The sequence below is a fragment of the Kribbella sp. NPDC058245 genome, assembly GCF_042882005.1.
Taxonomy (GTDB): domain Bacteria; phylum Actinomycetota; class Actinomycetes; order Propionibacteriales; family Kribbellaceae; genus Kribbella.
On the sequence record NZ_JBHVWY010000002.1, the window covers coordinates 476,663 to 501,239 of the forward strand.

Consider the following 24,577-nt stretch of genomic DNA (forward strand, 5'->3'; position numbering starts at 1 on the left):
CGACGTCATCGGCGAAGGCCGAGCCGCTCGATCAGGGACCGGTAGCGGTTGATGTCCTTCTTCGCCAGGTAGTTCAGCAGCCGGCGGCGCTGACCGACGAGCAGCAGCAGGCCACGACGGCTGTGGTGGTCGTGCTTGTGCTCCTTCAGGTGCTCGGTCAGGTGTGCGATCCGGAACGTCAGCAGCGCAACCTGGACCTCGGGGGAGCCGGTGTCACCCTCGGTCAGGGCGTACTCACCCATGATCTTCTTCTTCGTGGCAGCATCAACAGATGACACGGAGTTCCTCTCGATTTCCGTTGCGCGGCGCACCGGGGCTTCGTCACCCGAGCACTCTCGATCCGCGGCCGTCAGACGGCAGGGTCCACGGTATCAGTCCGTGGACGCGTCACCCTAATTCTGCGTAAGGACGTGTCGCGCTCCGTCGACGTCGGCCTTCATCTGGACCAGCAGCTCGTCGATGGTTTCGAACCGGATCTGGCTCCCCCGCAGCCGCGCCACGAAGTCGATCGCGACCTTGGCGCCGTACAGCTCCAGGTCGTCGCGGTCGAGCACGTAGGACTCCACCCGCCGGTCCACGCCGTCGAAGGTCGGGTTGCTGCCGACACTGATCGCCGCGGGCATCCTTTCGCCGTACGACGGTCCGCCCTCAGCCGGCGTGAGCACGGTCAGCCAACCGGCGTACACGCCATCCTGCGGTACGGCGGCAGTCGGGTCGGCCGGGATGTTCGCGGTCGGATAGCCGAGCTCACGACCGCGCTTGTCACCCTCGATGACCACGCCGGTGACTCGCAACGGGCGACCCAGCGCCTCGGCGGCGGCCTCCACGTGCCCGTCGGCCAACTGCTGCCGCACGTACGTCGACGACCACGGCTGAGCGTCACCCGCCAGGCTCAGGCCCTCGACCTGGAACCCGTACGTCGTACCGGCCGCGACCAGCGTGTCGACGTGCCCCGCGGCGCGGTGACCGAAGCGGAAGTTCTCCCCCACCACGATCGCCTTGGCGTGCAGCGTGCCGACCAGGACGCGCTCGATGAACTCCTCCGGCGACCAGCTCGCCACGTCCTTGTCGAACGGGAGGATGAGAACTGCGTCCGCGCCGTGCTGACCGAGCAGCTCGGCCCGCTGACCGGGCTCGCTGAGCATCAGCGGCGCGTGGTCCGGCCGCAGTACCCGCATCGGGTGTGGGTCGAAGGTGAGCGCGACCACCGGCAGACCACCCAGCTCGGCCGCGCGCGCCTTGGCGTGCGCGAGCACCTCCTGGTGACCGCGGTGCACCCCGTCGAAGTTGCCGATGGTGACGACCGACGGGCCGAACTCCGCACCCACCTCGTCCAACCCGTGCCAGACCTGCATGCCACCAGGATTTCATGTCTGACCCGTCCGGACCCAACCGCCCCGGGGTCAGACCGCGCGAGCGATGGCGATGGCCCCGGCCAGCCGCTCCCCCGCCTCGTAGAACATGTACTCCTTGCCGTCCATGGTCCCGAACGACGCGGCGGCGCAGCGCCCGTTGTCGGGAGCCCCGGCCAGCGGATTGTGGAACACCCCGAGGTGGTTGCGCATGGTGAAGTCGTTGCCCACCTCGGTGATCAGCATCCGGCCCCCGGACGCCTTGTCCTGGTGGTAGATCACGTACGTCGAGTTGTTGCGATGCACCACCGACGGCGCCCCGATATCCACCGAGCCGACCTCCTCCGGGCGGATCAGCGAGTTGGGCGAGAAGACCCAGGTGCGCCCGTCGACCGACCGCCCCCAGCCGATGGAACGGCGGTTCGCGGTGGTGTTGATCATGAAGACCATCACGTACTTCGACCCCTTGGCCGGGAGCTCGTGCTCGAACACCTTCGCGTACGACGTCTCCGTCGTACCGGTCGGCATCATCGAGGTCGACAGCACCACCTTGTCGTAGGTGAAGTGGATGCCGTCCTTGGAGCGCGCGAGCCGGGTCGTGGTGTTCTCACCGTGGTAGTACAGCCACATCTCCTGGGCCGACTCGTTCCAGAGCACGTACGGCGACGAGACGTGGCTGACGTTGTAGTACGGGCTCCAGTTGTTCGCCACGATCGGGTTGTTCGGGTACTCGATGAACGGACCCTCGAGGCTGTCGCTGTAGCTCAGGCAGATGCCACCCGGTGCTTCGTGCGGTGCGTAGTAGAGGTAGTAACGCCCGAGTGCGTTCGGCACGCGTCCCGCCGTCCCGCGGATGCACGGAAAGATCACCTCACTCCGCGCCGGCTCGTACTTCAGCTTGGTCTTGTCGAACGCGTTCCGGACATACCTGTACGTCGGGAAGCCGGCCGGCGCGGCACTCGCCGGAGCGGCGCTCAGCAGCGGCAGGCCCAGCCCTGCTCCGGCGGTTCCCAACAGCACGGTACGGCGGGATATCTGCGTCATACGACCACTTCCTCGGGGCGGGGTTGGTGTCTCCGACTCTGGGCGGGTCTTGTTGTGGGTGTCAACACGCTAATGCGTATTAGTTTTGGATCTGCGCCATTTTCTGACGTCTTGACATTTCCGGGAATCCGCTCGAAGCTCGGCTAAATCGCATTAGCCGACCGGGATGGACGAGATGAGCACAGAACGTCGCATGCCGCGCCAGGCGGACATCGCCCGGATCGCCGGCGTCTCGCAGGCCGCGGTCTCGGTCGTGCTCGGGGGCAACCAGTCGGTCCGGATGGCCGAAGCGACCCGGGCGCGGATCCTGGAGGTCGCCGACGAGCTCGGCTACGTCCCGCACCCGGTCGCCAAGCGGCTCGCGCACTCGCGGTCGAACCTGCTCGGTCTCTACACGTTCCGCACCGCGTTCCCGACGAACGAGGCGGACATCTACCACCCGATCCTGTCGGGGGTGGAGGCCGAGGCCGCGTCGCTCGGTCAGGACCTGATCCTGTTCACCGGCACCAGTGGCCCGGAAGCCACGGAGGAGGCGGCAATCCGCCGTACCAGGATGGCCGACGGCTGCCTGTTCTTCGGACGGCACGTGCCAGAGGCTCCGGTGGCCCGGCTGGTCGATGCGGGCTTCCCGCTCGTCTACATCGGTCGACGGCCTGAGCTGGGCGGCCGGATCCCCTACGTGGGCGCGGACTACGTCGCCGCCTCGGCAGAGGTGCTGGAGCGGCTGATCGGTCTGGGCCATCGCAAGATCCGGTACGTCCGCGAGCCCGACGAAGCCCCGTCATCCGAGGACCGCCTCCTCGGCGTACTGCAGGCAGCACCAGACACCGAGGTGGTCCGCCTCGACGGACCGCAGCTACCGGTGGCCGCAGTGCGCTCCTGGATCGCCGACGGCGTCACCGCACTAGTGGTCGAAGGAACAGACACCGGTACGGCGTACCGGGCGGTGCGCGCGGCAGTCGACGCGGCCGGGCTGTCCGTGCCGGACGACCTGTCGCTCGCAGTGCTGGGTGGGCCGCCCGACGTCAGTGGCTTCGAGGTGCCGATGCAGGAGATGGGGCGGCAGGCCGTGCGGCTGCTCATCGAGCTCATCACCGACCAGCCGAACACGCCCCAGCAGTTGCTGTGGTGTCCGCCCGTAGCCGGCCGCGAGGTCGGACCGCCAAGGAGTACTGCATGACTGAGCTTGGTCCCGAGATCCTCGTCGTCGGTGGCGGGGTCGGTGGCGTCGCTGCTGCGCTGGCTGCCGCGTCGCTGGGACACAGCGTCGTACTGACCGAGGAGACCGACTGGATCGGCGGTCAGTTCACCGCCCAGGCGGTCCCACCGGATGAGAACCCGTGGATCGAGCAGTTCGGCAGCACAGCGTCGTACCGGCGGTTTCGGGAGGGCGTGCGGGACTACTACCGCCGGCACTACCCGCTGCGGGCGGAGGCGGCCGCGCTGGCCGACCTGAACCCAGGTGCTGGCCGGGTCAGCAAGCTGTGCCACGAGCCGCGGGCCGCACTCGCAGTGCTGGAGGCGATGCTGGCGCCGCATCGGTCGGCTGGACGGCTGACCGTGCTGCTGCAGCATCGGGCGGTCGCAGCCGACGTCACCGGCGACCGCGTAGAGGCTGTGACGCTGGAGGGGCCTGATGGCACGCGGACCACGGTCAAAGCGACGTACGTGCTCGACGCGACCGAGAACGGCGACCTGCTGCCGCTGACCGGCACGGAGTTCGCGGTCGGTGCCGAGGCACAGTCCGAGTACGGCGAACCACACGCACCGGAGCAGGCGAACCCCGCAAACCTGCAGGGCATCACGTACTGCTTCGCGCTCTCGCATCATGCCGGGCAGGACCACACCATCGACCGGCCGCGGATGTACGGGTTCTGGCGGGACTACCGGCCGGAGTTCTGGCCCGGCCCGCTGCTCGGGTTCCTTGCGCCGGACCCCCGGTCGCTGGAGCCGGTCCCGCGGACGTTCGATCCCAACCCGGACACCGATCCGCTGGCGATCAGCGCCGACCAGAGCGCCGACGCGGGCGACAAGGAGCTGTGGGGCTTCCGCCGGATCCTCGCTCGCAAGCTGCATCGGCCGGGCGCGTTCGACTCCGACATCACGCTGGTCAACTGGCCGCTCAACGACTACTGGCTCCGGCCGGCGCTCGAGATCGACGGCGTCACCACCGCCGCGGACGTGGCGCAGGCTCACGACGAGGCCAAGCAACTGTCGCTCTCGGTCCTGTACTGGCTGCAGACCGAGGCGCCTCGAATCGACGGTGGCACTGGCTTCCCGGGGCTGCGGCTGCGCCATGACGTGGTCGGGACCGCCGACGGGCTGGCCAAGTCCGCCTACGTGCGGGAAGGCCGCCGGATCCACGCGCAGACCACGATCGTCGAGCAGGACGTATCGCTCGACATCCTCGGACCGACCGGCCGCAAGCGCCGTGAGGACTCGGTCGGCGTCGGTAGCTACCGGCTCGACCTGCACCCGTCAACTGCGGGCGACACCTACGTCGACGTACCGAGTGTGCCGTTCGAACTGCCGCTGGGCGCCTTGCTACCAAGGCGGATGCGCAACCTGCTACCGGCCGGCAAGAACATCGGTACGACGCACATCACGAATGGTTGCCATCGGCTACATCCGGTCGAATGGAACATCGGCGAGGTGGCCGGATACCTGGCCGCCTTCGCGCTGGACGGCGGAACCGAGCCACACCAGGTCGGCGAGAACGCGGGTGTCTTCGAGGACTTCGCCCGGCTGCTCGACCGCTCCGGTGTCGAGCGCCGCTGGCCCGACGTCCGCGGGTACTGACTTTCCCCTCTGGAGGTGCGGACCATGACGTTCCAGCCAGGTGCTGTGCGGGTCGGGATCGACGTCGGTGGCACGTTCACCGACGCGGTCGCCGTCGACGCGCACACCTTCGAACTGCTCGGCCAGGTGAAGGTACCGACCAGCCACGAGCACAGCGACGGTGTCGCCCACGGCATCCTCGAGGCGTTGGAGAAGCTGCGTGCCGACCTCGGTCTGAACGCGGACGACGTCTCGTTCCTCGCGCACGGCACGACGCAGGCGACCAACGCCTTGCTGGAAGGCGATGTGGCCACGGTCGGCATCGCCGGTGTCGGCACCGGGTACGACGCCTTCGCCACCCAGCGCCTTCGCTCCTTCGGCAAGATGGAGCTAGCGCCGGGTCGCAAGCTGCCGGTCCGCTTCGCCGCAGTGCGCGACCCAGCGACCGCAGGTGCAGCCGTCGACGAGCTCGTGCGGGCCGGTGCCGAGGTGGTCGTCGCGGTCGAACCCTTCAGCGTGGACGACCCCGGCGGCGAGGACGCCGTCACCACTGCCGCCCGTGAGCGTGGGGTGCTCGCCACTGCCACCCACGAGATCACCGGTCTCTACGGACTGACCAAACGAGCCCGTACGGCGGTGCTGAACGCGGGGATCATGCCGCGGATGGTGTCAACCGCTGACCTGGTCGAGAGCAGCGTCCGGCGCGCAGGCATCACCGCAACGCTCATGGTGGTGCGCGGCGACGGCGGAGTCATGTCCCTAGCGGAGATGCGCCGTCGGCCGTTACTCACCGCCCTGTCCGGGCCCGCTGCGGGTGTGGCTGGTGCACTGATGGCGGAGCGGCTCAGCGAGGGCTTGTTCCTGGAGACCGGTGGCACCTCCACTGATATCAGCGTGGTGCGCCGCGGCCGGGTACTGGTCCGGCACGCACAGTTGGGCGGCCATGAGACGTACCTGCCGGCTCTTGACGTCCGCACGGTCGGTATCGGCGGCGGCTCTCTGATCAGGTACTCCGGCAAGGCCATCACCGAGATCGGGCCGCGCAGCGCGCACATCGCCGGACTGCCGTACGCCTGCTTCGCACCGGCCGCAGTGTGGTCCGGCGCCAAGCTGATCACCGTTTCGCCGCGGCCTGGTGACCCGGCGGACTACGTGGCGATCGAGACCGCGGACGGCACCCGTTACGCCCTCACACTGACCTGTGCCGCCAACGCGCTCGGTGTGGTGCCGGCCGACAGCTACGCCTACGCAAACCCGGCGACTGCGCAGGCAGCGCTGCAACCGCTCGCTACAGCGCTGGGGCTCTCCGTGGAAGCGGCAGCACGGGCTGTGCTCAAGCAGGCGGTGAAGCCTGTGCGCGCAGTGGTCGACCAGCTCGTGCAGGAGTACCGGCTCGACCACCCAACACTGGTGGGCGGTGGAGGCGGTGCGGCCGCAGTCACGCCGTACCTGGGCACCGAGACCGGCCACGACTGGCGCATCGCCGCGCACGCGGAGGTCATCAGCCCGCTTGGCGCCGCGCTGGCGCTGGTCCGGGAGTCCGTGGAGCGCATCGTGCCGAACCCGTCCAACGCCGACATCCTCGCCACGCGGACCCAGGCTGAGGCCGCGGTCGTTGCTCAGGGCGCCGACCCCGCGGGAGTCGAGGTTGACGTCACCGTCGACCCACAGCGCAATCTGATTCGCGCAGTCGCGACCGGTGCCACCGAGCTCCGCACGAAAGACCGGTCCGCCACTCTCGACGCCAGTGTGGTCCGCTCCGACGTGGCGCGCAGCATCGGCGTCGACCCAGCAGACGTGCACGAGCTAGCAACCACTCCGCAGTACGGCGTCTTCGGTGCGCGAACACGACGACACCGCTTCGCCAGATCCGCCGTACGGGTCCGAGTGGTCGACGGCGAAGGCGTGATCCGCCTGCACGGCAACGGCGCCACAGTGGAGACCGTCGATGCCGGTACGGCGCCCGCCCGGCTGGCCGCCCTTACCGATCAGCACACCCGGTACGGCGACGGTGGTGCACGCGTTCCCGCGGTGTGGCTGCTCGTCGGTCCGAAGATCGCTGACCTGTCCGGAGTGCTCGACCGCGACCAGCTGATCGCCCTGGCCGGCGCCGAACTGAAGACCCGAGCAGACGACGAGCCGGTCGTCCTGATCCTGGAGGACCGCGGATGAACGACCTGGACCTGGCGGTCAGCCTCCTGCGGGACACGCCCACCCACGAGAACCGGACCGACGAGCAACTGCGCTCCTGGGCCCGAACGGCCCTCGAGTACGGCGACGAACTGGCCGACGGCACTGATGATGCGACCGTCCAGATCGTCGAGCGCGAGGGCGGCGTACGGAAAGGTGAGCTGCTGCTGGCCGAACACCAGCGCGGAACCGTCATCGTCTACACCGACTCACTGCGCTTCGCCGAAAAGCTAGCCAGGCAACGAGGTTGGCCGGTCACCCGCGCATCGCTACGACAGGCCGCCGTCGCACACGAGGTGGCACATCATCGCCTCGACGTCCGCGAACTGAATCGGCGCCTCGGCCACACCGCGCTGCGCCTCGGACGCTTCCGTCTCCGCGGACACGTCGCGGGCGCCGACGAGATCGCCGCGCACCGATTCGCCCACCGTCGCAGCGGACTGGCCGTCAGCCCGCTGCTGCTCACCGCCGCCCTCGCCGGAAGGAACTGATCATGGGAATCGCGATCCTGATCCTGATGGCCGTCGGGGTGCTGCTGATGCTCACGCGCATCCTGCCGACCGCCTTCGCGCTCGCCCTGCTCGCCCTGGGCATCGCGCTGATCTCCGGCGCCCCACTGACCGGTGCGAAGGACAGCATCCTGACCGGCGTCCTGCAGAACGGCGCCATCACGCTCGCGGCCACGATGATCGCCGTACTGCTGGGGTCCTGGCTTGGCACGTTGCTCGACCAGACCGGGATCGGTGGCACGCTCGTCCGCAAGATCGTGGAGTTCGGCGGCGAGCGCCCGGCGGTCGTCGCGCTCGGCGTGTTCGCGGTGTCGATCCTGTGCGGAAGCATCACCGGATCGGCCCCGGCAGCAATGCTGGCCGGAGTCATCGGCATCCCGGCGATGATCGCGGTCGGGCTGCGCCCGGTCGCCGCGGCCGGCACCGTCCTGATGGGGATCTCGGCCGGGTCTCCCCTGGAGCTGCCGGTGTGGCAGTTCATGTCCGATGCGCTCGGCGCACCGGTCTCTGAGGTTCGCACCGTGATGATCCGGCTGTTCCCGATCGCATTGGTGGTCGGGATCGCCTACGTCCTCGTCCAGACCCGCCGCGGTGCCCGGCATGCGTGGGCGGTCCAGCTCGACCGGCCAAAGGCCCGGGTACGACGCGGCGACGCGCCCTGGTACGCCCTGGTCACTCCGCTGATCCCGATCGTGCTCGCCCTCGGACTCACGGTCCCGATCGTGCCGTCGCTGCTCGCCGGGGTGGTCTATGCGCTGGTCACCACGACCAAATGGGGGGACCTGAACGAGCGGGCGCTCCGCTCGCTGTACAAGGGGTTTGAGGTCGCCGCTCCCCCGATCGCGTTGTTCGTCTCGATCGGGATGCTGCTGGCAGCCGTGAAATTGCCAGGCGCCAAGACCGCGCTCACCCCGATCGTCGCGGCGATCAGCCCGTCCGGTCCGATCTGGTTCGTCATCGTCTTCGCCGCATTGGTCCCGCTCTGCCTGTTCCGTGGTCCGCTCAACGTGTTCGGCCTCGGCGCCGGAGTCGCGGGTGTGCTGGTGACCGGCGGCATCTACCCGCTGACCGCGGTGGTCGGGCTGATGGCGTCGTACAACCAGGTCTTCAGCGTCTCCGATCCGACCAGCACCCAGACGGTGTGGGCGGCTCAGTACGCCGGTGTGCGGCCGGAGCGGTCGATGCTGTCGACACTGCCCTTCACCTGGCTGGTCGGACTGGGCGGCATGGTGCTCACCGCGGTTCTCTATCTCTGAGGTTGATCATCTCTGAGGTTGATCATCGCTGAGGTTGGTCACCCCTTGTAATCGGAGCGTCACTCAACTTAGTGTGGGCGGCGTTGCCGAGCCTTGGGGAGGCCAAGTGAAGTTTCACCGTGCGATCGCGGCGGTCACCGGGTTGCTGATGACGACGGCGCTGACCGTCGCAGCGGTCGCGCCGGCTGATGCCGGACAGCATCGCTTCCGCGAGTACGTCGCGCTCGGTGACTCCTACACCTCGGCGCCGTTCGTGCCGATCCCGGACCTGCTGTCGCTCGGCTGCGCCCGGTCGTACAGCAACTACCCGAAGATGGTCGCCGCCGCGCTCGGCATCTACGACTTCACCGATGCGAGCTGCGGTGGTGCGGACACCACGAACATGCTGAACCCGCAGAGCACGATTCTCGGGACGGCGGCGCCGCAGTTCGACGCACTGAGTTCCGAGACCGACCTCGTCACGCTCGGGATCGGCGGCAACGACTTCGGCGTCTTCGGCTCGATCGTCGGCACCTGCCCAGGGCTGCGCGCCTCGGACCCCACCGGCGCACCCTGCAAGGCGCACTTCACGGTCGACGGCGTGGACACGCTGAAGGCCGATCTGGTGAAGACCGAGGCCCGGATCAAAGTTGTTGTCCAAGGCATCAAACAACGGTCGCCCGAGGCAACCGTCGTACTGGTCGGGTATCCGCAGATCGCGCCCGCGCACGGCACCTGCCCGGACATCCTGCCGTTCGCGGACGGCGACTACGCCTACCTGTACTCGATCGAGCAGGCACTGAACGCAGCGGTGTCGAACGCGGCCGCTGCGACCGGAGCGACGTACGTCGACACCGTCGGACCGTCGACCGGTCACGACGCCTGTGCGCCGGACGGCGTGGCGTGGATCCAGGGCAAGGACCTCAACCTGCTGCGGGCGGCCAACTACCACCCGCGCTACGAAGGCCAGGCCGGCGTCGCCTCACTCACCCTCAAGAAGCTGACCGGCAAGCCCGCCACCATCACGGCGTCCGAGCAGGCCACGTGGGCCGCGAAGGGCCGTCAACTGACCAAACAGGCAGCAACCTCACCGGCCGTCAAGGCCGCCAATGACCGCGTACGGACCAGCGCGCAACGCTGACCCTTTCCAATCCGTACGCCGGACCCCGGGCTGGGCCACCTCACGCATGGCCCGGCCCGGTGGTGTCTGGACGCCGGTGTCAGGGCAGCTGTGCTGTCAGCTCAGTGAGCGCTTGGCCGAGCGGCAGGTTGATGCGGTGCAGCGCATACGGGTCGCCGCGGGTGATGCCCTGGTTGACGATCAGGACCGGCGTACCGGCCTTGGCTGCATGGCGGACGAAGCGGAAGCCGGACATGACGGTCAGGGACGAGCCCAGGACCAGTACGGCGTTTGCTGCGTCGATCAGGCGGTAGCAGCGTTCGACACGCGGTTTGGGGACGTTCTCGCCGAAGAAGACCACGTCGGGTTTGAGCACTCCCCCGCAGACCGTGCACGGGACAACGGTGAAGGACTGCACGACGTCCTCGGGCAGGTCGACGTCACCATCGGGGTTGATCCGGGTCGCCTCGGCCTCGAAGTCTTCGTTGGCTGCGCGGAGTCTCGCGTCGAGGACTTCACGCGCGGACGTCGTACCGCAGTTCAGGCAGATGACCCGGTCGAGGTTGCCGTGCAACTCGATCACGTCTTTGGTGCCGGCGGCGGTGTGCAGGCCGTCGACGTTCTGGGTGATGACGCCGCTGAGGTAGCCGCGCGCTTGCAGGCTCGCGACGGCGCGGTGGCCGACGTTCGGGTGCGCGCGGGCGATCGTGCGCCAGCCGAGGTGGCTGCGCGCCCAGTAGCGCTGGCGGCCGGACTCGCTGCTCGCGAAATCGTCGTACGTCATCGGGGTGTGCGTGCGCAGGCTGCCGGTCTCGCCGCGGTAGTCGGGGATGCCCGACTCGGTGGAGAGACCGGCGCCACTCAGTACGACGACGTTCCGGTCCGCCACGATCTCGGCCAGCGGGGTGACATCCGTCGTACCGGGTTCGAGCGCGAGGACGTCGGGGCCGGGGGCCCACTGCAGAGTTGGACGGGAACGCACGGCTCCAGCGTACTTACCGGCGCACGCCGAGGGTGGCGATCAGGTCCTCGTGCAGCTCGAACCACACGCGGTGGCAGGAGTCGACCGTCGTACTGTCGACGCAGCCGGCCTGGTGCGCTCGCGTGTAGCGGGTGTCGTAGCCGGCGAAGCGGTCGAGGGTCGCCGTGAGCTGCGTGGCGAGCGGGGTGAGCTCCTGACCGATCGCTGCGAGCTCGTCGAGGACAGCCTGGTCCCATGCGGGGTCGGTGTGGTCGTTGAAGGCCATGGCGTCGCCTGGGGCTGGTTTGAGCTGCCATTGGGTGCAGGCGGCCTGGAGACGTCCGTTGAGCGGCAGGAAGGCGGAGTACGCCGTACTGACCGTGTCGGCGTCTGAGCCGAGCTCTGCGGCCAGACCGCGTTCGTTCTCGGCGCGGCCGGACTCGGTGAGCGACCAGCCGCCGATGTCGGCGAACTGGCTCCAGCTGATCCAGCCGAAGGCTTGGTGGTCCAGGAGCAGCTCTTTGGTGCTGGCCAGGTCGAGGGCGAACCGGTCTGCGATGGCCTGCTCGTCGCCGACGCCGAGCAGCCGGACGGCATGCAGAGTGAGCAGCTCGGGTGTGGATGCGCGGCTCATGACTCTCCGTGGCGATTCGTCAGGCGGTCGAGACGCTGCTGGCAGGCCTGCGGTGAGTTCAGGCCGAGTGCGCGGGCCATCTCCGCCCAGGTGATGCCGAGGCCGCGTGCGGTGAACATCAGGCCGGTCTCCAGGTGGTCGAGCTCGGCCCGGGCTGCGGGGAGGAGCTGGAGTGCTGCGACGGCGGCGTCCCGGTTGTCCGTGGTGCTCGAGAGGAAGAACTGGATGAGGTCCACGGCCGAGGGCGGTACGGGCGCGGGCTGCCAGGGACGGCGTTCGAGCTGATCAGCGCCGAGCTCCAGCAGCTCGCGGCGGGCGTCCGCCTCGCTCTCTGCCTGCGCCTGGTCGTCGTTCTTGCTTCGCATGCTGAAACAGTGGAGTATCAACAAAGTGTTGTCAATATTTTGTTGAAAGGGTATGCGGGTGATCAGTCTCGCGGTTGCCGGTCCGGAGGCGGGCGCCAAGGCAGCGAACCTGGGTGCGCTGCTGCGCGCCGGCTTCCCGGTGCCACCTGGGATCGTGCTGCTGCCTGGCGCTTCGTTGGACGTCGTCGAGGACCGCCTGTACGCCGTTCGCTCGTCCGCCTCGACCGAGGACACCGGGGCGCAGTCCGCGGCGGGTGTGTACGACTCGTTCCTTGGGGTCAGCCGGGCTGCGCTGCCGGATCGGATCGCGGCGACACGGGCGTCGCTGTGGTCTCCACGCGCGGCCGCGTACCGCCGTACCGGCGCATCGATGGCGGTGATCGTGCAGCAGCACGTGGATGCGGATGTGTCGGGTGTGCTCTTCACTGGCGCGACTGCGTTCGTCGAGGCGTCGTGGGGACTCGGCGAGAGTGTCGTCGGCGGCCGCGTCACGCCGGACGCCTTCACCATCGTGGAAGGCTCGGTCGTCGACCGCAGCCTCGGCTCCAAGGCCACCCGCGTTGATCGCACCACCACGACCCCGGTCGCCTTGTCGGATCGCTCCCGCTACTGCCTCACCGACGACCAGTTGGCTCAGCTGTGGCAACTCGGCCAGGACGTGGAGCAGTTGCTCGGTGGACCGCAGGACATCGAGTTCGCCTTCGAGCACGACCGCCTCTGGCTCCTCCAAGCCCGCCCGATCACCGCTCCCCTGCACGGCATCTCCGGCAGCCCCGGTACGGCGACCGGCCCCGCCCGCCTCGTCCACGGCCCCGCCGACTTCCCCCGCGTCTGCCCCGGCGACATCCTCGTCTGCCGCTACACCGACCCCGCCTGGACCCCACTCTTCCAAGTCATCGCCGGCATCGTCACCGAAACCGGCGGCCGCCTCTCCCACGCCGCCATCCTCGCCCGCGAACGCCGCCTCCCCGCCATCCTCGCCGTCCCCCACGCCCTCACCCTCCTCCGCGACGGCGTCCCCCTAACCCTCAACGCCACCACCGCCACCCTCCACCAGCCCGAACGCGCCCCCACCTTGAGCACCCCTCAACCAAATTCCGCGCGCCGAACCGACTGACCCGTGCTCAACGTCGCGCCCCCACCTTGAGCACCTATCAACCATTCCCCACCCGCACACCTGACCGACCCGTGCACAAAGTCACGCACCAAGCCGACCTTGTGCACCCATCAACCGCTGACCGCGCGCGGAAACGACTGAACCGTGCACAAGGTCCCAGGCCCAGCCCTAGCGAAACGATCGCCAGAGCCAGCGGCTCGCCAGCACCATCGCGACCGCCAACGCACTCACCACGCCCTGCCCGACCCGAGCAACCGTAGGCCCCTGGTAGCCGTTGGCCAGCGCGTCCGCGACCAGCACCGCACTCCCGAGCACAAGACCCGCTCTCATGGGCGACCCGGCGGTCCGCAGGGCTCACGGCGTCGCGAGAGCCGCGGTCGGTGGTAGACGGGCCGCTCGGATGGCTGGATACAGGCCCGCGATCGCGCCGATCAGCAAGGTCGCGGTGACGCCGCCGACCATCGCCCATGCCGGAACGACGGTGGGCCAGTCGCGGGTGACTGCGTAGCCGCCGGTGACCCCGATGCCGAGGAAGACGCCACTGACTCCGCCGATGGCGGACAGCAGCAGCGCTTCGGCGACGAACTGGAGACGTATCTGGCCGCGGGTCGCGCCGAGCGAGCGGCGCAGGCCGATTTCGGCGCGTCGTTCCAGGACCGAGATCACCATCGTGTTGGCGACGCCGACCCCACCGACCAGCAGGGCGACGGCGCCGAGACCGAGGAGGAGACCGGTGAACGCGCGGTCCGCAGCCTGGCGTGCGGCGAGGGCGTCGGACGGGCGGGACACCTTGACCTCGTTGGGTGCCTGGGGGTTCGCGGTCGCGGCGAGGACGCCCCGTACCGCCTCGACTGCTGCGTCGGCGGCCCGCGTGTAGACGGTCGTCGGGTAGCCGTCGAAGTCCAGGTACGACTGCGCGGCCGGCCAGCCGACGAGCGCGGCGGTGTCCAGTTCGGGCGCGAGCGGGCTGGCATTGAGGATGCCCACCACGGTGAACCACAGTCCACCGAGATAGATGCGGACGTCCTCGCCCACCGACGTGATGCCCAGCACTGACGCGGCTTCCGATCCGAGCACCACGGCGGGATAGCGGGAGGTGGCCCCGTTCAACCACGTGCCGTCGGCAAGCGTCACGCCCACGGTGCGAGGAAGGTCGAGGTGGGCGGCCAGAACCGCCAGGCCGCCGGTCTGCGCCGCCGGAATCCGGTCGTTGCGGTAGACGTTGGTGTCGGGCACTTTGCCGCTCGCGGACACCGCCTGGACGGGCTTGATGCGGCGAATCATGTCGATCGACTCGGTCGGCAGCCTCGCGGTCTCACCAGTCATGGTGCTGCCGGGTGCCACGGTGAGCAGGTTCGTGCCGAGAGCCGCTAGTTCACGGTCGAGCTCGGCGCGGCTGGACGACGACACCCCTACCACCGCAGTCATGGCCGCGATGCCGATCGCGATACCCAGCGCGGAGAGGAAGACGCGCAGGGGGCGGGTTCGCAGGCCGGCGCTGCCGACCCTGAGTACGTCACCAAGGTTCAGGCGTGCAGGTGCGAGCATTCAGACCACCTCCCCGTCGCGCAGCCGGACCTGTCTTGGCAGGCTGTCGGCGATCTCCCGGTCGTGGGTGATGACCAGGACGGTAGTGCCGGCGGCATGCAGTTCCCACAGCAGCTCCATCACACCGGCGCCTGCGACTGAGTCCAGATTCCCGGTCGGCTCGTCCGCGAGTAGCAGGGCCGGATCGCCCACGACCGCTCGCGCGATCGCCACCCGCTGCCGTTCGCCGCCGGACATCTCGTGCGGCCGGTGGTCGAGACGACCGGCGAGTCCGACGCGGACCAGTGCTGCTTCGGCACGCCTTGCCCGCTCGCGAGCCGGCATTCCTGTGTACAGCAGGCCGTCGGCCACGTTGTCCAGGGCGGACTGGCCTGGCGTCAGGTGGAACTGCTGGAACACGAACCCGATTCGGCGGGCACGCAACGCGGACAGTTGACGGTCCGACAGCCGCGCCACGTCGTGCCCATCAATCCGTACGACGCCGGTCGACGGTCGGTCGAGCGTGCCGATCAGATGCAGCATCGTCGACTTGCCCGAGCCGGACGGACCGACGATCGCGACCAACTCGCCGTACTCCACCACCAGTGAGACATCCCACAACGCAGCCACCCCCGTGTACGACTTTCCGACCGCGTCGAGTTCCACGACCGCGGTCATGACGGCATCCCCACTGTCGCGCCCTCGGCGACGCCGTCGCCGGAGATCTCGACACGGCCGTCGGCGAACAGACCGGTCTTGACCGCGACGGTCTTGGTCGTCGATCCGTTCACCACCTCGACGCCGTAGCCGCCTTCGGACAGCGCGAGCAGCGCGGCCACCGGAACGGTCAGCACGTTCTTCCGTTGCGCTGCTGTGAACCCGACCTTCACGGACGCACGGTCGAGTCCCGCAAGCGCCTTCTGGTCGGCGACTGTGACAGTGACGTCGACCCTGGTCGACGCGTTACTGCCCGGACTGCCGTCGGCGGGCACGACGATGGTCTTGGTGTCGCCGATAGTTCCGCGGACGGTTTTGCCGTCCGGCAAGGTGACGGTCACCACGGCGCCTTTCACCGCGAGCCGCTCGTCGGCCACATCCATGGAAACCGTCACTAACCGAGCCGACCCGGTGTACTTGAGCAGCGGTGCGTCCGGCCCCACACCGCTGCCCGGCACGGCCTCCTGACTGTCCACGCGCACCGGGCCGGTCGCATAGTAGATCCGTCCCTGCTCGACCGTGCCCGTCTGGGGCAAACCCAGGGCCTTCTGCCATTTCTTGACCGCCGCGGCCGTCCTCTGGGTGTACTGCCTGTCCGCGGTGAAACCGGTGTAACCCAGCGCGGCCAGGTTGTTCTCGAACTGCGCGACATCGGTGCCTTCTGTACCGACCACGAGGTTGCGGTACGCCGGCAGCGCGCCGTACAGCAACACGACAGGCGTGTCGTCGACCCTGTAGACCGTGTCCCCGCGCCCGATCGTGGAACCGATGGCCGCCAGCGCCGTCAATGTTCCTGAGAGTTTGGCGCTCACGACCACGGGGGCACCATGGCCGAGCTCACCGCTCTCGGTCTGCTTGTCGACGAGCGTCTGTCTGGTCACCTTCGCGGTTGCCGCTGGCGTCTCGGCTGCGCTTTGGGTGGGTTGTCTGCCGTCCAGCACCCCGGTCGCCGCGGCCGCACCGGCGCCGGCGGCGACCACCGCGACCACCGCGATCACGACGCGACCGGCCCGTCGCCTCCGCCGCGCCATCACTTCGCCCCCGGCTGGAAGCCGCCGCCACCGGGCAGGAGGTGCTGGCACGTCTCGTGCGCTGCCTTGTAGTCCGCGCCGTTGAGGTCGATCCCCTCGAGCCGGAGGCGACCTTCCGCGTCGGGATCCGGGAACTTCGGCATGCCGTTCTGCCGCATGCACCCGGCGTACTCCCGGAGCTTCTTCGCATCCTCCGCGCTCATCTGCTCCGGCGACCCTCCGTGCGGCAGATACTGCTGGCATTTCTCCTGCGCCGCCTGAGCGGTCTCGAGCTTCACGCCTTTCGGCAGGCTCATGTCCTCGATCTCGCCGTCCGCGCCGAACTTCGGGTCCTGGAAGTCCGGCACCCCGTTCTCGCGCATGCACTGCGCGAACTTCAGCGCCGCCTCCTTCGTGGACACCGTCGCGGCTGCGCCCGGCGAGGAGTCGCCGCCTGCGGTGGCCACGCCTGGGTCGGTGGGGGACGAGCAGCCGGCGAGTCCAGCCAGCAGCAACGATCCGATGGCGAGCGTGATGTGTCGTTTCATGTCACGAAGTACAGACGGCGAGGCGTCAAGGCGGCGTCTCCGAAAGCGTTGACGCGGAATTGACGACACCCTGCGTCACCATGGGCGTATGCGAATACTGGTGGTCGAAGACGAACCACTCCTCGCGGACGCGGTGGCCGAGGGGTTGCGGGCCGACGCGCACGCTGTCGATGTGGTGTACGACGGCGCGGCCGCGCTCGAGCGCGTCGCGGTCAACGACTACGACGTGGTCGTGCTCGACCGGGACCTGCCGATCGTCCACGGCGACGAGGTGTGCCGGGCACTGGCCGGCGGCGAGACAAAGGTGCTGATGCTGACAGCCGCCTCGGACGTCGACGACCGGGTCGCCGGTCTCGCGCTCGGCGCCGACGACTACCTGCCCAAGCCGTTCGCGTTCCGTGAGCTGGCCGCCCGGGTGACAGCGCTCGGCCGGCGCTCCCGCCCCGCGGCACCGCCCGCCCTGACCCGGGCCGGCATCCGGCTGGACCCCCATCGTCGCGAGGTCTATCGCGACGGTCGCTACGTCCCGCTGTCCCGAAAGGAATTCGCCGTTCTGGCAGAGCTCCTGCGCGCCGACGGCGGTGCCGTCTCCACGGAGCAATTGCTGGAGAAGGCATGGGACGAGCACGCGGACCCGTTCACTCACACCGTGCGGATGACGATTCTCAAGCTCCGCCGCAAGCTCGGGGATCCGCCGGTCGTGCTGACCGATCCCGGCGTCGGGTACCGGATCCCGTGAAGCGACTGACGATCCGCACCCGGCTGACCTTGATGTACGGCGGGTTGTTCGTGCTGGCCGCCGTACTCCTGCTCGGCGCGACGTACGCGTTGATGTCGCGGCAGCTGGCCAACGACATCTCACTGACGGACGTCATGAACGTCCCAGGTGTAACGGCCGACGCGGACGGCCGCCGACAGGCCGTCGAGGAGTCCCGGGCCGACGCGCTCACGGCTCTGCTCACCCAGGGCGCGATCGCGCTCGTACTGGTCGGGGCCGGCGCGGTCGCGATCGGCTGGCTGATCGCCGGCCGGATGCTGCAACCGATCGACCGGATGACCCGGGTCGCGCGGCGCATCGCCGACTCACCCGGCGCGGACCGCGGGCTGCACGAACGCATCGCCCTCGACGGGCCACCGGACGAAGTCAAACGGCTGGCCGACACCTTCGACCTGATGCTCGAACGACTCGACCAGTCCTTCGAAGGACAGCGCCGCTTCGTCGCCAACGCATCCCACGAACTGCGCACACCGCTCACTCTCAACCGCACCCTGCTCGAGATCGCGGTGCAGCGTGGTGACGCGCACGAACAGGTGCGCCAGCTCGGCGCGACCCTGCTCGACATCAACAGCCGGCACGAGCGCCTGATCGACGGGCTGCTCACGCTTGCCAAGTCCGACGGCGAGCTCGGCGAGCTCTCCTACGTGGATCTCGCGGACGTCGTGACCCACGTGGCCGGACAGCATCCGGGAGTGATCGTGTCAGCCGGCGAGGCGCCGACGATGGGCAATGCGGCCTTGCTCGAACGGCTCGTCCAGAACCTGGTGGAGAACGGCATCAACTACAACGTGCCCGACGGCTGGGTTCGGGTCACCACCGACACCAGCCCCCACGGCACCGTCCAGCTGGTCGTCAGCAACACCGGTCCTGTGATACCGCCGTACGAGGTCTCCGGACTGTTCGAGCCGTTCCGCCGATTCACAGCAGACCGCCTGGCCGGCCGGCCCGGTGCAGGACTCGGGTTGTCGATCGTCCGCGCGGTGGCCCACGCCCACGGCGGCCACGTGCACGCGCGGGTTCGCGAAGGCGGCGGCCTGCTCGTCAAGGTCACGCTCCCCTCCGCGGCCAGGTCCCCAAGGCACCGCGCGACCGCGACCGAGTAGCCCGCGGCACGCCATCACCCTCAACGCCACCACAGCCACCCTCCACCAGCCCTAGCGAACGCCCCACCTTGAGCACGACTCAACCATCATTCGCACGCGGAAGTGACTGAACGGTGCACAAGGTCGCACCCGAGCGGCACCTTGAGCACCGTTCAGTCACTTTCCGCGCGCGGAAACGACTGAACCGTGCACAAGGTCCAGGGCCGGCCCCTAGCGAAACGATCGCCAGAGCCAGCGGCTCGCCAGCACCATCGCGACCGCCAACGCACTCACCACACCCTGCCCGACCCTTGCAATCGTGGGCCCCTGATGCAGCCCGTACACCGCGTAGCCGTTGGCCAGCGCGTCCGCGACCAGCACCGCACTCCCGAGCACGAGGCCGGCACGTCGTCGCATCGCGATCAGTACGGCGCATGCCGCGTCCAGCACGATCAGCGCCGTGTAGAACCCACGCAGCCAACCGGGATAGCCGGCGTACGCATCAAGCCCGCCCCGCAACAGGTCATACGCGTGGACCGCAGTCCCATAGGCGAACACCACCACCGCCGCAACCCGCACCGCCCCCTCACGCACCCCACTCAGGCTACCCACCCGGACGCCCAGCACTGAGTAACCGCTCGTCCGACCACCACGCGGGGCGGCGCTGAGCGTGAAGCCCGGCACGGCGAGCGAGTTGATCAGTGGTGGCGGTCCGCTTCGCCCGCGAACGGGTCCCCACCGTCGCAAGCCCCACCTTGAGCACCCCTCAACCACATTCCGCGCTCGGAAGTGACTGAACGGTGCTCAAGGTCGCTTACGAACCTCACCTTGAGCACCCGTCAACGAGAGGCACGTGGAAATGGTTGAACCGTGCTCAAGGTGGCCTAGCCGACGAAGACGGCGGTGGGTTTGGCTAGGGGGCCGTGGGGTTCGTAGAGGGCCAGGAAGGTGCCGGAGGGGTCGAACATGGCGGTTTGGCCGGAGGCGAGGTTGAGGCCGGGGAGGGGGCGGCCGGTGCGGATGGCGGCGGCTTGTTCGTCGTCGGCGTTGTAGCGGGGAAAGGTGCCTGCGGCAACATCCGCGATCGGCAGCCAGACGAAGTCCTCGGCGAGCGACTCGAGGGTGTGCGCCGCCGACAGGTCGAAAGATCCGACGCGGGTACGGCGAAGTGCGGTGAGGTGGCCGCCGACACTCAGATCGGTGCCGAGATCCCGAGCCAGCGCACGGATGTACGTGCCGCTCGAGCAGTCCACCGACACATCGACGTCGATCCACTCGTCACTGATGCGAATGTCGAGGATGTCGTATCGCGACACCGTCACGGTGCGCGCCTTGAGGGCGACCTCTTCGCCGGCGCGGACGCGTTCATAGGCCCGCTTGCCGTCGACCTTGATCGCGGACACCGCGGACGGGATCTGCGAGATCTCACCCTTGTACGCCGTCGTCGCCGACGAGATCGCCTCGGCCGTGACGCCGGCCACGGAGGCGGTCTCGAGGATCTCCCCCTCGGCGTCGTCGGTCGTCGTACTGGCACCGAGCCGGATGGTCGCGTCGTACGACTTGTCGGCGAGCTGGAGGTGGCCGAGGAGCCGGGTGGCGCGGTTGAGGCCGGCGACCAGGACACCGGTCGCCATCGGGTCCAGCGTGCCGGCGTGCCCCACCTTGCGGGTGCCCGCCAGCCGCCGGACCTTCGCGACGACCGTGTGCGAGGTCATCCCCGCCGGCTTGTCCACCACGACGATGCCGTCCGAGGACGGCGTGAAAGCAACCACTAGTCCTGCTCGTCCTCGTCCTCGTCGTCGTTCTTCTTCTTGTACGGGTCCGCGTCGCCGGCCGGCTTGGCGCCGGCGGCGGCCGCGGCCACCTTGGCGTCGGCGTGCCGGGCCTTGGACAGCAGCTCCTCGATCTGGCCCGCGGTCTCCGGGATCGAGTCCAGGTAGAACGCCAGGCTCGGAGCGCGCCGCAACCCGAGCGCCTTGCCGACCTCGCTGCGGATCAGGCCACGCGCCGACTCCAGCGCCGCGGCCGTGGACGCGCGCTCCTGCTCGCCGCCGTACACCGTGTAGAAGACGCTCGCCTCGCCCAGGTCGGCGGTCAGCTTCGCGTCCGTCACGGTGACGAAGCCGAGCCGCGGGTCCTTGACCCGGCGCTCCAGCAGCTCCGCGACCAGGACCTGGATCCGGTCGGCCAACTGCTTCGCCCTTGCTTCACCCATCGGGGCTCACTCCCTCTGTCACCTGAATCAATCATGCGAAACGTCCGGAGCGGCGGTGGTCGAACCCGCCACTCCGGACGTTACTAGAGCAGTACCGCGGTTAGTTGCGCGGCTTCTCGCGCAGCTCGAACGACTCCACGACATCGCCGATCTTGATGTCGTTGTAGTTGTTCACGGTCAGACCACACTCGAAGCCCTCGCGGACCTCGGACGCGTCGTCCTTGAACCTCTTCAGCGACGAGAGCTCGCCGTTCTCCACCACGACCGCGCCGTCCCGGATCAACCGGATCTTGGCGTTGCGGCGGATCAGGCCGCTGGTGACCCAGCAACCGGCGATGTTTCCGACCTTCGAGGAGCGGAAGATCTCGCGGATCTCCGCCTGCCCCAGCACGACCTCTTCGTAGATCGGCTTGAGCATGCCCTTCAGGGCCGCCTCGATGTCGTCGATCGCGGCGTAGATCACCGAGTAGTGCCGGATGTCGACACCCTCGCGCTCGGCCACGTCTCCGGCCTTGCCGGCCGGCCGCACGTTGAAGCCGATGATGACGGCGTTCGACGCGATGGCCAGGTTGACGTCGTTCTCGTTGATCGCACCGACGCCACGGTCGATGACGCGCAGGTTGACCTCGTCGCCGACCTCGATCCGGACCAGGGCGTCTTCCAGCGCCTCGACCGAACCGGACACGTCGCCCTTGAGGATGAGCAGCAGTTCCTGCGTCTCGCCCTTCTCCATCGAGGCCATGAAGTCCTCGAGGGTCCGGCGCGCACGACGCTTGGCGTTGGCGGCCGCACGAGCCCGGGCTTCGCGCTTCTCAGCGATCTGCCGGGCCATCCGGTCGTCGTCCACCACCAGGAACTTGTCACCCGCACCTGGCACGGCGGTCAGACCGAGCACCAGGACCGGACGCGACGGTGTGGCCTCTTCGACCGCGTCGCCGTGCTCGTCGAGCATGGCCCGGACCCGGCCGTACGCCGGTCCCGCGACCATCGAGTCGCCGACCCGCAGCGTTCCGCGCTGTACCAGCACGGTCGCCACCGGACCACGGCCCTTGTCGAGGTTGGCCTCGATCGCGATGCCCTGGGCCGGCATGTTCGGGTTGGCCCGCAGATCCAGCGACGCGTCCGCGGTGAGGATGACACCCTCGAGCAGCCCGTCGATGTTGATCCGCGACTTCGCCGAGACGTCGACGAACATCGTGTCGCCGCCGTACTCCTCGGGGACCAGGCCGTACTCGGTCAGCTGACCGCGCACCTTGGCCGGGTCGGCACTCGGTACGTCGATCTTGTTGACCGCGACCACGATCGGGACACCGGCCGCACGGGCGTGGTTCAGGGCCTCGATCGTCTGCGGCATCACGCCGTCGTCGGCCGCGACCACCAGGATGACGATGTCGGTGGCCTGCGCACCACGAGCACGCATGGCGGTGAACGCCTCGTGACCCGGGGTGTCAACGAAGGTGATGGCGCGCTCTTCGCCGTCGACCGTGGTGGTCACCTGGTAGGCACCGATGTGCTGGGTGATGCCACCGGCTTCCTTGGCGACGACGTTGGCCTCACGGACCGCGTCCAGAAGCTTCGTCTTACCGTGGTCGACGTGACCCATCACGGTCACGACCGGCGGCCGCTTGACCAGCTCGGCCTCGCCGCCCTCGTCCGACCCGAAGTCGATGTCGAACGACTGCAGCAGCTCGCGGTCCTCGTCTTCGGGGGACACGACCTGAACGTCGTAGTTCAGCTCGGTACCCAGCAGCTGCAGGACCTCTTCGTTGACCGACTGCGTGGCAGTGACCATCTCACCGAGGTGGAACAGCACCTGCACCAGCGACGCCGGGTCGACGCCGACCTTCTCGGCGAAGTCCGTCAGGGACGCGCCACGGGCCAGCTTCACGACCTCGCCGTCACCGTGGCGGACGCGAACGCCGCCGACCGCGGGGGCCTGCATGTTGTCGAATTCCTGGCGCTTGGCGCGCTTCGACTTCCGGCCACGACGCGCCGGACCGCCCGGACGCCCGAAGGCACCCTGCGTTCCGCCACGACCCCGGTTGCCCGGGCCGGGACGGCCACCGCCGCCACCACCGGGAGGGCCGCTCGGGCCGCCGCCGGGACGGAAACCGCCGCCACCGCCGCCGCCACCCGGACGGGCACCGGCACCCGGTCCACCCGGACCGCCGCCGCCACCGGGACGACCACGACCACCAGCGCCACCGCCGCCGCCAGGGCCCCCACCGGGACCCGAGGGGCGACCGGTGAAGGTACCGGCCGAGGACTTCGGCATCATCGCCGGGTTCGGGCGCGGTGCACCCGGTACGCCGCCGGAACGCGGCGGACGGTCGTTACCGCCGCGACGGTCGTCACGGCCGCCACCGTCGCGGGCTGCCGGCGGACGCGGAGCCATTCCGGCCGGGCTGGGAGCACCCGGACCGCCTTGACCGCCACCCTGGCCGCCGGGGCCCGGGCGTGCGCCACCGCGCTGCATACCTTGAGTCGAGCTGAAGGGGTTGTTGCCCGGACGCGGCGCACCCGGACGCGGGCCACCACCCTGACCACCCGGACGCTGGTTGCCACCGGGCCGCGGCGCACCCGGACGCGGCGCGGAGCCACCCGGACGCGGTGCGGAAGCACCCGGACGCGGCGCAGAGCCACCCTGACCACCGGAGCTCTGACCAGCCGGACGCGGGCCCGGACGGACCGGAGCGTCGGCAGCCGGACGCGGCGTCGCCGGGGCAGCCGGAGCGGCAGCCTCGGGAGCCGGAGCGGCCTTGGCCGCCGGAGCCTCGAACGCCGGCGTGGCCACGGGGGCCTCCACCTTCGGGGCGGCCGGTGCGGCCGGAGTCTCGACCGGAGCCGCCGCAGCGGCGGGGGTCTCGACCGGAGCGGCCGGGGTCTCGGCGCGCGGACCCGGCTTCGGGCCCGGACGCGGACCCGGCTTGATACCGGGTGTCGCTGCCTTGGCAGCCGGAGCCACCGGAGCGGCCGCGGCCGGCTCGGCCACCGGGGCCTGCGCCACCGGTGCGGGAGCCGACTCGGCGACAGGCGCCGGACGCTCGGCCGGCGCCGCGGGGGCAACCGGCTCGGACTGCTGAACCGGCTCGGCAGGAGCGACCGGAGCGGTCGCCTGCGGCGCGGCAGACGTGCTGGCGGCGGCCTTCTTGGCCGCGCGCTTCTTCGGCGGGTTCTTCTCGAACTCTTCCGCCAACCGCCGGACAACCGGCGCCTCGATGGTCGAGGATGCCGATCGAACGAACTCACCCATGTCGTTCAGCCTGGTCAGAACGACCTTGCTGGTAACTCCGAGCTCTTTTGCGAGCTCGTAGACTCGGACCTTTGCCACTACTCTCCCTCTGGTCCGAGCCTGGGGCCGCGGACCGTTAGTTGACGTACATGCTCATCGCATT

24 protein-coding genes are annotated in these 24,577 nt (G+C 69.2%); 9 read left to right on the forward strand and 15 right to left on the reverse strand.

The window, feature by feature from the left end:
* Positions 1–5: 5 nt before the first annotated feature.
* From rpsO to ACFVWG_RS05740, 3 genes are all read right to left on the reverse strand, one after another.
* Entirely contained in the window at positions 6–278 is a 273-nt protein-coding gene (gene rpsO, locus ACFVWG_RS05730; RefSeq protein WP_391541970.1) for a 30S ribosomal protein S15, read from the reverse strand.
* 114 nt (positions 279–392) lie between these two features.
* The gene (locus ACFVWG_RS05735) at positions 393–1,355 is read right to left on the reverse strand and encodes a bifunctional riboflavin kinase/FAD synthetase (RefSeq protein WP_391541971.1); all 963 of its coding nucleotides are present in this window, start codon (positions 1,353–1,355) and stop codon (positions 393–395) included.
* 48 nt (positions 1,356–1,403) lie between these two features.
* Positions 1,404–2,396, reverse strand: coding sequence for a hypothetical protein (locus tag ACFVWG_RS05740; RefSeq protein ID WP_391541972.1), 993 nt, complete (start codon positions 2,394–2,396; stop codon positions 1,404–1,406).
* Between the two features lie 175 nt (positions 2,397–2,571).
* On the opposite strand from ACFVWG_RS05740, the gene ACFVWG_RS05745 reads away from it, so the two are divergent.
* The 6 genes from ACFVWG_RS05745 (at position 2,572) to ACFVWG_RS05770 (ending at position 10,249) form a co-directional block, all read left to right on the forward strand.
* The gene (locus ACFVWG_RS05745; protein WP_391541973.1) at positions 2,572–3,576 is read left to right on the forward strand and encodes a LacI family DNA-binding transcriptional regulator; all 1,005 of its coding nucleotides are present in this window, start codon (positions 2,572–2,574) and stop codon (positions 3,574–3,576) included.
* Positions 3,573–5,195, forward strand: a complete 1,623-nt coding sequence (locus tag ACFVWG_RS05750; protein WP_391541974.1) for an FAD-dependent oxidoreductase — start codon at positions 3,573–3,575, stop codon at positions 5,193–5,195. The genes ACFVWG_RS05745 and ACFVWG_RS05750 overlap by 4 nt, the downstream gene beginning before the upstream one ends.
* Before the next feature lie 24 nt (positions 5,196–5,219).
* Positions 5,220–7,346, forward strand: coding sequence for a hydantoinase/oxoprolinase family protein (locus tag ACFVWG_RS05755; protein WP_391541975.1), 2,127 nt, complete (start codon positions 5,220–5,222; stop codon positions 7,344–7,346).
* The gene (locus ACFVWG_RS05760) at positions 7,343–7,855 is read left to right on the forward strand and encodes a hypothetical protein (protein WP_391541976.1); all 513 of its coding nucleotides are present in this window, start codon (positions 7,343–7,345) and stop codon (positions 7,853–7,855) included. The genes ACFVWG_RS05755 and ACFVWG_RS05760 overlap by 4 nt, the downstream gene beginning before the upstream one ends.
* Before the next feature lie 2 nt (positions 7,856–7,857).
* Positions 7,858–9,129, forward strand: coding sequence for a hypothetical protein (locus ACFVWG_RS05765; RefSeq protein ID WP_391541977.1), 1,272 nt, complete (start codon positions 7,858–7,860; stop codon positions 9,127–9,129).
* A 106-nt stretch (positions 9,130–9,235) separates the two neighbouring features.
* Positions 9,236–10,249 (forward strand): SGNH/GDSL hydrolase family protein, encoded by a 1,014-nt coding sequence (locus ACFVWG_RS05770; RefSeq protein ID WP_391541978.1) that lies wholly within the window; start codon positions 9,236–9,238, stop codon positions 10,247–10,249.
* 79 nt (positions 10,250–10,328) lie between these two features.
* Here ACFVWG_RS05770 and ACFVWG_RS05775 read toward each other — a convergent pair whose 3' ends face one another.
* From ACFVWG_RS05775 to ACFVWG_RS05785, 3 genes are read right to left on the reverse strand one after another with little or no spacing between them, the layout of a single operon-like run.
* The gene (locus ACFVWG_RS05775; RefSeq protein WP_391541979.1) at positions 10,329–11,210 is read right to left on the reverse strand and encodes an NAD-dependent protein deacetylase; all 882 of its coding nucleotides are present in this window, start codon (positions 11,208–11,210) and stop codon (positions 10,329–10,331) included.
* Between the two features lie 13 nt (positions 11,211–11,223).
* Positions 11,224–11,823: a transcriptional regulator gene (locus ACFVWG_RS05780; protein WP_391541980.1), complete on the reverse strand. Its 600-nt coding sequence runs from the start codon at positions 11,821–11,823 to the stop codon at positions 11,224–11,226.
* Positions 11,820–12,188, reverse strand: a complete 369-nt coding sequence (locus ACFVWG_RS05785; protein ID WP_391541981.1) for a hypothetical protein — start codon at positions 12,186–12,188, stop codon at positions 11,820–11,822. The genes ACFVWG_RS05780 and ACFVWG_RS05785 overlap by 4 nt, the downstream gene beginning before the upstream one ends.
* Before the next feature lie 52 nt (positions 12,189–12,240).
* Between ACFVWG_RS05785 and ACFVWG_RS05790 the strand changes: the two genes are divergently transcribed.
* Positions 12,241–13,305: a PEP/pyruvate-binding domain-containing protein gene (locus ACFVWG_RS05790; RefSeq protein ID WP_391541982.1), complete on the forward strand. Its 1,065-nt coding sequence runs from the start codon at positions 12,241–12,243 to the stop codon at positions 13,303–13,305.
* Between the two features lie 168 nt (positions 13,306–13,473).
* Here the strand turns inward: ACFVWG_RS05790 and ACFVWG_RS05795 are convergent, their stop codons facing one another.
* From ACFVWG_RS05795 to ACFVWG_RS05815, 5 genes are read right to left on the reverse strand one after another with little or no spacing between them, the layout of a single operon-like run.
* Positions 13,474–13,635: a hypothetical protein gene (locus tag ACFVWG_RS05795; protein ID WP_391541983.1), complete on the reverse strand. Its 162-nt coding sequence runs from the start codon at positions 13,633–13,635 to the stop codon at positions 13,474–13,476.
* Positions 13,636–13,659: 24 nt separating this feature from the next.
* On the reverse strand, positions 13,660–14,853 hold the full coding sequence (locus ACFVWG_RS05800) for an ABC transporter permease (protein WP_391541984.1): 1,194 nt from the start codon (positions 14,851–14,853) through the stop codon (positions 13,660–13,662).
* Complete coding sequence (locus ACFVWG_RS05805) at positions 14,854–15,510, reverse strand: ABC transporter ATP-binding protein (protein WP_391541985.1); 657 nt, start codon at positions 15,508–15,510, stop codon at positions 14,854–14,856.
* Positions 15,507–16,580 (reverse strand): peptidoglycan-binding protein, encoded by a 1,074-nt coding sequence (locus tag ACFVWG_RS05810; RefSeq protein WP_391541986.1) that lies wholly within the window; start codon positions 16,578–16,580, stop codon positions 15,507–15,509. Before ACFVWG_RS05810 ends, ACFVWG_RS05805 begins: the two co-directional genes overlap by 4 nt.
* Positions 16,580–17,107, reverse strand: coding sequence for a hypothetical protein (locus ACFVWG_RS05815; protein WP_391541987.1), 528 nt, complete (start codon positions 17,105–17,107; stop codon positions 16,580–16,582). The genes ACFVWG_RS05810 and ACFVWG_RS05815 overlap by 1 nt, the downstream gene beginning before the upstream one ends.
* A gap of 88 nt (positions 17,108–17,195) precedes the next feature.
* Between ACFVWG_RS05815 and ACFVWG_RS05820 the strand changes: the two genes are divergently transcribed.
* Together ACFVWG_RS05820 and ACFVWG_RS05825 are read left to right on the forward strand one after the other, a co-directional pair.
* Positions 17,196–17,846 (forward strand): response regulator transcription factor, encoded by a 651-nt coding sequence (locus tag ACFVWG_RS05820; protein ID WP_391541988.1) that lies wholly within the window; start codon positions 17,196–17,198, stop codon positions 17,844–17,846.
* Positions 17,843–18,988: a sensor histidine kinase gene (locus ACFVWG_RS05825; RefSeq protein WP_391541989.1), complete on the forward strand. Its 1,146-nt coding sequence runs from the start codon at positions 17,843–17,845 to the stop codon at positions 18,986–18,988. Before ACFVWG_RS05820 ends, ACFVWG_RS05825 begins: the two co-directional genes overlap by 4 nt.
* Before the next feature lie 210 nt (positions 18,989–19,198).
* On the opposite strand, the gene ACFVWG_RS05830 is transcribed toward ACFVWG_RS05825, so the two are convergent.
* The 4 genes from ACFVWG_RS05830 to infB form a co-directional block, all read right to left on the reverse strand.
* Positions 19,199–19,561 (reverse strand): hypothetical protein, encoded by a 363-nt coding sequence (locus tag ACFVWG_RS05830; protein WP_391541990.1) that lies wholly within the window; start codon positions 19,559–19,561, stop codon positions 19,199–19,201.
* A gap of 290 nt (positions 19,562–19,851) precedes the next feature.
* Positions 19,852–20,739, reverse strand: a complete 888-nt coding sequence (gene truB / locus ACFVWG_RS05835; protein WP_391541991.1) for a tRNA pseudouridine(55) synthase TruB — start codon at positions 20,737–20,739, stop codon at positions 19,852–19,854.
* Entirely contained in the window at positions 20,739–21,182 is a 444-nt protein-coding gene (rbfA, locus tag ACFVWG_RS05840; RefSeq protein WP_391541992.1) for a 30S ribosome-binding factor RbfA, read from the reverse strand. Before rbfA ends, truB begins: the two co-directional genes overlap by 1 nt.
* 100 nt (positions 21,183–21,282) lie before the next feature.
* A complete protein-coding gene (gene infB / locus ACFVWG_RS05845; protein ID WP_391541993.1) occupies positions 21,283–24,513 on the reverse strand; it encodes a translation initiation factor IF-2 in 3,231 nt (1,076 codons plus the stop codon).
* Positions 24,514–24,577 lie beyond the last annotated feature (64 nt).

Coding starts and splice junctions, on each gene's coding strand:
- ACFVWG_RS05735 (WP_391541971.1), bottom strand. CDS start 1,355: ATGCAGGTCTGGCACGGGTTGGACGAGGTGGGTGCGGAGTTCGGCCCG.
- ACFVWG_RS05820 (WP_391541988.1), top strand. CDS start 17,196: ATGCGAATACTGGTGGTCGAAGACGAACCACTCCTCGCGGACGCGGTG.
- ACFVWG_RS05765 (WP_391541977.1), top strand. CDS start 7,858: ATGGGAATCGCGATCCTGATCCTGATGGCCGTCGGGGTGCTGCTGATG.
- ACFVWG_RS05785 (WP_391541981.1), bottom strand. CDS start 12,188: ATGCGAAGCAAGAACGACGACCAGGCGCAGGCAGAGAGCGAGGCGGAC.
- ACFVWG_RS05790 (WP_391541982.1), top strand. CDS start 12,241: ATGCGGGTGATCAGTCTCGCGGTTGCCGGTCCGGAGGCGGGCGCCAAG.
- ACFVWG_RS05750 (WP_391541974.1), top strand. CDS start 3,573: ATGACTGAGCTTGGTCCCGAGATCCTCGTCGTCGGTGGCGGGGTCGGT.
- ACFVWG_RS05755 (WP_391541975.1), top strand. CDS start 5,220: ATGACGTTCCAGCCAGGTGCTGTGCGGGTCGGGATCGACGTCGGTGGC.
- ACFVWG_RS05800 (WP_391541984.1), bottom strand. CDS start 14,853: ATGCTCGCACCTGCACGCCTGAACCTTGGTGACGTACTCAGGGTCGGC.
- ACFVWG_RS05810 (WP_391541986.1), bottom strand. CDS start 16,580: ATGGCGCGGCGGAGGCGACGGGCCGGTCGCGTCGTGATCGCGGTGGTC.
- ACFVWG_RS05795 (WP_391541983.1), bottom strand. CDS start 13,635: ATGAGAGCGGGTCTTGTGCTCGGGAGTGCGGTGCTGGTCGCGGACGCG.
- ACFVWG_RS05740 (WP_391541972.1), bottom strand. CDS start 2,396: ATGACGCAGATATCCCGCCGTACCGTGCTGTTGGGAACCGCCGGAGCA.
- rbfA (WP_391541992.1), bottom strand. CDS start 21,182: ATGGGTGAAGCAAGGGCGAAGCAGTTGGCCGACCGGATCCAGGTCCTG.
- ACFVWG_RS05805 (WP_391541985.1), bottom strand. CDS start 15,510: ATGACCGCGGTCGTGGAACTCGACGCGGTCGGAAAGTCGTACACGGGG.
- ACFVWG_RS05815 (WP_391541987.1), bottom strand. CDS start 17,107: ATGAAACGACACATCACGCTCGCCATCGGATCGTTGCTGCTGGCTGGA.
- ACFVWG_RS05760 (WP_391541976.1), top strand. CDS start 7,343: ATGAACGACCTGGACCTGGCGGTCAGCCTCCTGCGGGACACGCCCACC.
- ACFVWG_RS05745 (WP_391541973.1), top strand. CDS start 2,572: ATGAGCACAGAACGTCGCATGCCGCGCCAGGCGGACATCGCCCGGATC.
- ACFVWG_RS05780 (WP_391541980.1), bottom strand. CDS start 11,823: ATGAGCCGCGCATCCACACCCGAGCTGCTCACTCTGCATGCCGTCCGG.